This is a genomic window from Romboutsia weinsteinii (genome assembly GCF_002250835.2).
Lineage (GTDB): Bacteria > Bacillota > Clostridia > Peptostreptococcales > Peptostreptococcaceae > Romboutsia_A > Romboutsia_A weinsteinii.
This window is the reverse complement of the sequence record NZ_NOJY02000092.1, coordinates 1-7139: the sequence shown is the minus strand read 5'-3', so window position 1 is coordinate 7139 and position 7139 is coordinate 1. Positions and strand designations below refer to the sequence as shown.

Here is a 7139-nt window from a genome sequence, read left to right as displayed (position 1 = left end):
AGATGTGTATAAGAGACAGCTCATATACAGTATCTTTAGTTCTAGATGACGTTGTAGTATATATGTTATCTATATATATTTCTTTGAAAAAAGTCGTAATTTTGTCTATCTGCTTTTTTCCTTCTATACTTACTTTACTGTCAATATGACCTGATAATCTATTATTTTGATTATCTTCTGTAAGTGCATGTCTAACTAGTATCAATCTTGTCACACTATCACCTCTAGTGTTTTATATGGATAATAACAAGTACGTATGAAGTAGGAACAATAGCTCTGAAATCTCTATAGTACATCCTAGTATGTCACCTGTTACCCCATCAATTTTTTTATAAATATGTTTTTTAAATAAATTACCAAATATCATTACAGATATTATAGATCCTATGATTTTTACTATCATAATATAATCAGCTGCAAATACAAATTTACCTACTGATGATATTAATACAACCGTATATATAGTAGCTATTATAAACATACTTTTACTTGCCTTACCTATAAATAGATTACCCATGCCATTTTTTCTAGGTGTAACAGTTTTATACATCATTACCATTACTCCCAATCTTGCTACAGCTGGCATAAATATTACAGTCCATAAGTATCCACTATTTATTAAGCTGTATATAAAACCTATTTTCATCAGTACTAAAAATAAAATAGCTAAAAGAGAGTTAGTTCCAAGTCTAGAATCTTTCATAATTTCTAGCATTCTATCTTTATCTCTATTACTATATATAGCGTCAAAAGTATCTCCAAGACCATCTATATGCAACCCTCCTGTCAAAACTACACTTGCCAGAGTGATTAATATAGATACTATAAATGGATCAAATACTTGAATGCTTGCTATTCCAGTTATATATAATAATATTCCTATTACAAAACCTACTAGAGGAAAGTATACTATTGATTTATGAAAATCTTCATCAAATCCTAAATTTAAATTTATAGGTATCCTAGTTAAAAACTGTAATATTAAAATAAATCTCTTCATAAACTAACCCTTCACTTTCATAGGTATCCCACTTACTACGAAGTATACCTCATCACTTCTTGATGATATCTGCTGATTAATTCGTCCAACAATATCAGAATATATTCTACTAAGCTTATTAGCTGGTACTACACCCATACCAAGCTCATTAGTTACTACAACAAAGTATAAATTTGTTTTTTCTACTTCATTAAAAAGTTTATTTACTTGCTTTTTTATATAATCTTCTAATTCATTAATGTCTTCTGAAGTAGCCTCATCAATCTCTATACCATATGTAAACATTAAGTTATTTACTAATAATGTAACACAATCTAAGATAACTGTCTCATGTTCTTTAGATATATTGTCAATTATTGAATAAATATCTTTATAAATCTCATAAGTTCTCCAGTTTTGTGGTCTACTTTCCTTATGTTTTTTTACTCTATCCTTCATTTCATCATCAAATGGTATTGATGTAGCTATGTAAGCTGTAGAGTTATTTCTGTTTATACATAGTGACTCTGCAAAATTGCTCTTTCCAGATCTTGCTCCACCTGTTACCAAAATGATTTTACTCATGCTTATTCTCCTTGCTCAAGCTTCTATTTAACTACTTATCTTCCCATGTCAATTTCATCAAAGGTTCCCATGTTCTTATAAGTAAAGTTTGAAGCTTCTATTATATTAAATGCCAAAGCTGCACCGCTTCCTTCACCAAGTCTCATGTCCATGTTTAGTACAGGACTTAATTTTATAATGTCTAAAGCTCTTTGAGTACCCGTTTCTGCAGATAAATGAGATGCTATCATATAATCTACAGTCTTAGGATTAATTGTGTATGCTATTAGAGCTGCTGCATATGATATAAATCCATCTATTACAACAGGTATTCTATTCGCACTGCATCCTAATATTACACCTGCCATAGCACCTATTTCAAACCCTCCAACTTTTTGAAGTACATCAACTCCATCAGATGGATCTGGATTGTTTATTTCTATTGCTTTTCTTATTACATCTGCTTTGTGCTTTAACTTTTCTTTTTTCAATCCTGCACCTATACCAGTAACTTCTTGAGGATCACATCCAGCAATTGCAGAAATTATAGCTGTACTAGGTGTCGTATTTCCGATACCCATCTCGCCTATACCTATAATCTTATAGTCATCTTCTATACATTTTTCAGCTATTTCAATTCCTATCTCTAAGCATCTTACTGCTTCTTGTCTAGTCATAGCTGGACCTTTTGCCATGTTAGATGTTCCTTTTCTTATCTTATAATCTAGTACACCTTCTAATTTCTCATCACAGTTTATACCTACATCTACTGCAACTATATCTGCTCCTACAAATTTACAAATAGTACCTACCCCACATAATCCTTTTGCAAAGTTAGGGAACTGTAATACTGTAATATTTTGTGGATCCGGAGCAACACCTTCTTCGTAAACACCATGATCACCTGCAAATGCAATTATTGCCTTTTTAGATGTATCAAAATATTTACTTTCATATATTCCAGCTAATTGTATACAAATATCTTCCATTTTACCAAGACTACCAGCTGGTTTTATAAGCCTATCTAATCTTTGCTTAGCTTGATTCATAGAACTCTGGTCTAAAGAATATATATTTCTTGATATACTTTCTAATAAACTCATCTTTTCTTTCCCCTCATAATTAATATAGGGATATCTCATATAAATGAATTTGTTTAAATCATCTATAGAATGAGACATCCCTTTTCAAAATACTATTTCACGTGATAACATACACAAAGTTAGCTCTAAAATAATTGTTGTCTCTTTTAAAAAAATTCTACATTTCTTCAAAATACCCTTTTATATTCTTTATAAAATGACAATATATTTAAATTTTTTATAGATTATGAGCTATCTTTAATGCTTCATAACTTGCATTTATAGTATAGTCTATATCCTCGTCAGTATGAGCGTTTGATAAGAACATCGCTTCAAATTGAGTAGGTGCAAGAAGTACTCCTCTACTTAATAGTTCTTCAAAGTATTTATTAAATTTAGGTACGTCACATCTTGTTACGTCGTCATAATTATTTATAGGACCATTTGTAAAGAATAAGCAAACTAAAGACCCTGCTCTATTTACTGTATAATCTAATCCAAGCTTTTCTACATTAGCTTTTAGACCTTCTTCTAATCTTATCGCTTTTCTTTCTAACTCTTCATAAATCTCCGGTCTATCTCTTAATATTTCTAAGTTCTTTTTCCCCATATGCATTGCTAGAGGATTTCCTGATAATGTTCCGGCTTGATACACAGGTCCAACTGGAGATACCATACTCATGATTTCTTTCGTTCCACCATAAGCACCAACAGGTAATCCTGCACCTATTATCTTACCAAAACAAGCCATATCTGGTTTAATTCCAAAGTATCCTACTGAACTACTGTAGTTTAATCTAAATCCAGTTATTACTTCATCAAATATTAGTACTGACCCATACTCTTTAGTTATATCTCTTAATAATTGTAAAAATTCTTGAGTACCTGGAACTACACCCATATTTCCTGCTACAGTTTCAACTATTATAGCTGCTATCTCATGACCTTGTTCTTTAAATATTGTTCTTACTGCATCTAAATCATTGTATCTACATACTAAAGTATCTTTTACAACATCATTTGGAACCCCAGGGCTTGTAGGAACTCCATAAGTTATTAATCCAGAACCTGACTTAACTAATAACGCATCTGAGTGACCATGATAACACCCTTCAAACTTTAGTATTTTATTTCTATTTGTATATGCCCTAGCAACTCTCAAAGCACTCATCGTTGCTTCTGTACCTGAGTTTACCATACGTACTTGGTCTATTGCAGGATATGCTTCAACTATAAGTTTTGCCATTTCTACTTCTATTGCTGTTGGTACTCCATAGCTTGTACCTCTTTTAACTACTTCTTCAATTCCTTCTACAATTTCTTTTGGACTATGACCTAGCATAAGCGGTCCCCAAGAACATATATAGTCTATATACTCATTTCCATCTACATCATATATTCTACTACCTTCAGCTCTATCTATAAAAACAGGATCTAATCCCACTGATTTAAAAGCTCTTACCGGGCTATTAACTCCTCCAGGAATATATTTAGTTGCTTCATTATATATTTCTAATGATTTCTTATTATTCATATGTGTGTCCTCCTAAGATTAAATATTAAATAATTCTTCAATTAAATTTATGTACTCTTCTTGTTTACCTTTATCCTTAACTTGCTTTAAATTGATTATGGGCTCCCTTATAAGCCTTTTTAGCGCTGATGTCATCATTTTATCAATGATTTTTTGTTCTTTAGAAGTAAGGTCAATCTTTCTAAAAATATAATCTAGAGTATCTTCCCTAATTTCTACACATTTATCATTTAGTGATTGTATAGTAGGATCAATATGAATAGAATCTATCCACTCTATAAATTCATCTATTTTATTACATATTGTATAATTTGCAATTTGAGCTAATTCTTTTCTTTTTTTGTCATTCTTATCTTGAATATTCTTTAAATCATCTATATCGTATACATTTATATTGTCTAATTCATTTAATTTTGGGTCTATGTCTCTAGGAAGTGCTATATCCATCATATATATTTTATTTAAAGTTTGAGGTATATGTTCATTTTTTATAACTAGATGAGGTGATGAGGTCGCACTTATTACTATATCTGATTTTTCAAGTATTTTATATCTATCTTCATATGCCACAGGAATAACATTTTTATATTGATCTTTTAACTCTATACTTTTTTCATAACTACGGTTTGCTAAATATATAGTATTTACTTTATCTTCTTCTAAATGCCTCATAGCAAGTTTACTCATTTTACCAGTGCCTACCACTAATACATTTTTACCTTCTAAGGTACCTAACTTTTCCTTTAGATATTTTACCGCAATATAACTTATCGATAATGGCTGCTGTGATATTTTAGTAGTATTCTTAATATCTTTTGCAGTAGTTATAGCTTCTCTGAACAGTTTATTAAATATTTTTTTGCTAGATCCAAGATGCATAGAGAAATCATGTGCATCTTTTACTTGTCCAAGTATTTGGTCTTCTCCTATTACTATTGAATCTAATCCTGCTGTAACCTTGAATAAATGCTCTATAGCATTTTTATTAGTTTTAGAAAATAAAAATGTCTTTATTTTCGGCTCATTAAAAAATTTTTCATAAAAATCCTTAACCGTATCGACCTTTTCCTGTATATTTTCAGAGTGTATATATATCTCACTCCTATTACATGTAGATAGTATTACTACTTCTTCAATGCCTTTATCTAGTAAATAATTTATGGCCTCAATCTTTTTTGTGTCTGTAAATGATACGCCTTCTCTTATATTTATCGGAGCTAAGTTATGATTAACCCCTACCACTCCTATATTCATGACTCACCTCCAAACGATATTTATACCTTGACTATTTATTTACTCTTTATAGTATAACGCTCATTCTAGGCTTTGTAAATTTTTTAAATAACATAATTTGCTAAGTACAAAATCTATCTCATGTAATTACTATAATAAATTAATTTTTTATATAAAAAATATGGTACTTATAATACTATAAATACCATACTCTTGAGTTTACTTTATTTATTTATTTTAGATTCAACAAATTTTATTACATCATCGGGGATTAGCTTTGTTTTCTCATATCCAACTCCACCATTAGATAAATCAAACATTGCAACTTTTCCACCATCAAAGTTACCATCTAATAAATCTTTTATCGTAAGTTCTACACCAGTTCCTACATTTTTTAATGCAGACGTTAGTATTGTATCTGGCAATATATAATTTTGTGGCATATCTACCGCAACTAATAACTTATCTAGCTCTTGTCCTGCTTCGTAAGCACCTGCATTTACTCCGCCTCCTGCTGTAAATATAATATCTGCTCCATCACTAAACATTTTATTAGCTATAGCTTTACCTTTTGATGCATCAGTAAATGAATTTGCATATTGTATCAATAATGTTGAATTTGGATTTGCTTCTTTTAAACCTTTTTCATACCCTACTGCAAAGTTACTAACTGAAGGAATATCCATTCCTCCTATAAATCCAAATCTACTTGAAGTACTTACTTTTCCCGAAATCAATCCTACCAAGTATCCCGCTTCTTCTTCATTGAAAAGTATTGGTCTTACATTTTTAGGTATATTTTCATAATTACCATCAATTATAGCAAACTTCTGCTCTGGATAGTTTTCAGACGCTTCCTTTATAGTATCAGCCAAATTAAATCCTACCCCTATTATTAAGTCCGCACCTTTATCTACAGCCTCTTCTACATTTGTTTTATATTCACTTTCTTGATTGCTTTCTATGTAGTTTACTTTTACTCCATATTTTTCTTCTGCTTTTTTTGCACCTTCCCATGCTGATTGATTGAATGATTGGTCGTTTACTCCACCCTTATCTAGAATTAAACTTATCATTAATTTATCGTCTTTATCATTTTCTTCGTTATTTTGTTTAGGCGTACATCCAGCAAGTGCACCTATTCCTATCGATATTGTTAACATTAGTGCCAGTAATTTCTTCTTCTTCATTTTAATCTCCTATAATATTTTTTGTCCTTACACAAATCTATATATAGTGGTGCTAGTTAGCATTAAACACTATATATAGATTGTATGTGCAAAAAAATTCCCCTTAATTATCTTAAGGAGATTCCTTATAATGACTTATTAAGATTATCAAATTTATATAAAATAGTCAAATAGCCTTAATATATTGGAAATACTATGTGGATAATTTCAACATAAGTATTACCAACATATCTAATCTTGTCAAAATTTTTTTAATTTTTAAATATCAATAAGTATAGATTTTTGTATAAAAAAAGATTACGTGGCTACGTCTTACTCTCCCAGGCAGTTGCCCACCAAGTACCATCAGCGCTAGAGAGCTTAACTTCTGTGTTCGGAATGGGAACAGGTGTATCCTCTCTGCTATTGTAACCACATAATCTCTTATGCTTAATATTTCTATTAAGTTATTTAGAGTTAATACTCTAAAAACTGCAAACATTTAATTTAATAATCATTTTAAATTGGTCAAGTCCTCGACCTATTAGTATCGATAAGCTACATACATTACTGCACTT

At 30.4% G+C, this 7139-nt stretch carries 7 protein-coding genes and 1 rRNA gene; all 8 read right to left on the bottom strand.

What is annotated here, in order from left to right:
- Positions 1-214 (bottom strand): phosphoglycerate mutase family protein (locus CHL78_RS19140; RefSeq protein WP_147295858.1); only part of this gene is annotated, 214 nt, incomplete at its 3' end.
- Positions 215-232: 18 nt separating this feature from the next.
- Complete coding sequence (gene cobS, locus CHL78_RS19135; RefSeq protein ID WP_094368131.1) at positions 233-1000, bottom strand: adenosylcobinamide-GDP ribazoletransferase; 768 nt, start codon at positions 998-1000, stop codon at positions 233-235.
- A gap of 3 nt (positions 1001-1003) precedes the next feature.
- Positions 1004-1564, bottom strand: coding sequence for a bifunctional adenosylcobinamide kinase/adenosylcobinamide-phosphate guanylyltransferase (cobU, locus tag CHL78_RS19130; protein WP_094368130.1), 561 nt, complete (start codon positions 1562-1564; stop codon positions 1004-1006).
- 35 nt (positions 1565-1599) lie between these two features.
- On the bottom strand, positions 1600-2646 hold the full coding sequence (gene cobT / locus CHL78_RS19125; RefSeq protein WP_116041722.1) for a nicotinate-nucleotide--dimethylbenzimidazole phosphoribosyltransferase: 1047 nt from the start codon (positions 2644-2646) through the stop codon (positions 1600-1602).
- 217 nt (positions 2647-2863) lie between these two features.
- Positions 2864-4159, bottom strand: a complete 1296-nt coding sequence (gene hemL, locus CHL78_RS19120) for a glutamate-1-semialdehyde 2,1-aminomutase (RefSeq protein WP_116041720.1) — start codon at positions 4157-4159, stop codon at positions 2864-2866.
- A gap of 18 nt (positions 4160-4177) precedes the next feature.
- Complete coding sequence (gene hemA / locus CHL78_RS19115; RefSeq protein ID WP_094369162.1) at positions 4178-5413, bottom strand: glutamyl-tRNA reductase; 1236 nt, start codon at positions 5411-5413, stop codon at positions 4178-4180.
- 203 nt (positions 5414-5616) lie between these two features.
- The gene (locus CHL78_RS19110; protein ID WP_094367708.1) at positions 5617-6582 is read right to left on the bottom strand and encodes a BMP family lipoprotein; all 966 of its coding nucleotides are present in this window, start codon (positions 6580-6582) and stop codon (positions 5617-5619) included.
- Between the two features lie 299 nt (positions 6583-6881).
- Positions 6882-6998 (bottom strand): 5S ribosomal RNA (gene rrf, locus CHL78_RS19105).
- Positions 6999-7139 lie beyond the last annotated feature (141 nt).

Coding starts and splice junctions, on each gene's coding strand:
- cobS (WP_094368131.1), bottom strand. CDS start 1,000: ATGAAGAGATTTATTTTAATATTACAGTTTTTAACTAGGATACCTATA.
- cobU (WP_094368130.1), bottom strand. CDS start 1,564: ATGAGTAAAATCATTTTGGTAACAGGTGGAGCAAGATCTGGAAAGAGC.
- cobT (WP_116041722.1), bottom strand. CDS start 2,646: ATGAGTTTATTAGAAAGTATATCAAGAAATATATATTCTTTAGACCAG.
- hemL (WP_116041720.1), bottom strand. CDS start 4,159: ATGAATAATAAGAAATCATTAGAAATATATAATGAAGCAACTAAATAT.
- hemA (WP_094369162.1), bottom strand. CDS start 5,413: ATGAATATAGGAGTGGTAGGGGTTAATCATAACTTAGCTCCGATAAAT.
- CHL78_RS19110 (WP_094367708.1), bottom strand. CDS start 6,582: ATGAAGAAGAAGAAATTACTGGCACTAATGTTAACAATATCGATAGGA.